Raw genomic sequence first — 1,073 nt, 5'->3', positions numbered from 1 at the left:
TGTATTGACCACGGACGTTAGTGACGCTCGGCGTGGTTCGGTGACATGAAGAAGACCTCCGGGTGGAGTGGGGCTTGTCTAGAGTCCAATTCCACGCACGGAGGTCTTCATGTCCCACCCTAACGCTCTTCTGACGCCCCGTGGCCGGCTGCAGCTCGCGCAGTGTGTCGTTGACCAATGTTGGAGTCTGCGCCGGGCCGCGGAACGGTTCCAGGTCTCGGTCCCGACCGCTGCGCGCTGGGCTGAGCGCTACCGCGAGCATGGACCGGAAGCAATGGAGGACCGCTCCAGCCGCCCGCACTCTTCGCCTCGGCGGACTGCCACGCGTACCGAGCGGCGGATCATCGCCCTCCGTGTGAACCGCCGGTGGGGCCCTGCCAGGATCGGTTATCTGCTGGGCATCCACCCCTCCACCGTCCATCGTGTGCTGTCCCGCTACCGGCTCGCGAAACTGGCCTGGCTCGATCGCGGCACCGGAAGGGTGATCCGCCGCTACGAACACGACAAGCCCGGGGACCTGGTCCACGTCGACATCAAAAAGCTTGGCCGTATCCCCAATGGCGGCGGACACCGGGTCCTGGGCAGGACCGCCGGGTGGAAGAACAAGACCGGCACCAGGGCCAACCGCCGGCCCGGCTATCACTACCTCCACAACGCCGTCGATGACCACTCACGTCTTGCCTACAGCGAGATCCTCACCGACGAGAAAAAGGAAACAGCAGCAGCCTTCTGGTCCCGGGCCAATGCCTGGTTCAACGCCCACGGAATCACCGTCCAGCGCGTCCTGACCGATAACGGGAACTGCTACCGGTCCCGCGCTTTCGCTGAAGCCCTGGGCCCGGACATCAAGCACAAACGCACCCGCCCCTACCGGCCACAAACCAACGGCAAGGTCGAACGCTTCAACCGGACCATGCTCGAGGAATGGGCCTACATCCGCCCGTACCGCTCAGAGGCCGAGCGTGTCGCCGCTTTCCCCGACTGGCTCCATGCCTACAATCACCACCGAGCCCACACCGCCCTCAAAGGTCAGACACCGGTCAGCCGCGTCACCAACCTCTCAGGTCAATACA

Annotated in this window: 1 protein-coding gene; it reads left to right on the top strand. The window is 64.5% G+C overall.

The window, feature by feature from the left end:
• Positions 1 to 109: 109 nt before the first annotated feature.
• Positions 110 to 1,073 (top strand): IS481 family transposase (locus ACFTR6_RS22090; RefSeq protein WP_377959482.1); only part of this gene is annotated, 964 nt, incomplete at its 3' end.

The organism is Arthrobacter sp. NPDC057009 (assembly GCF_042673905.1).
Lineage (GTDB): Bacteria > Actinomycetota > Actinomycetes > Actinomycetales > Micrococcaceae > Arthrobacter.
The sequence above is the reverse complement of the archived record's forward strand: the minus strand, read 5'-3'. Positions and strand labels throughout refer to the sequence as shown.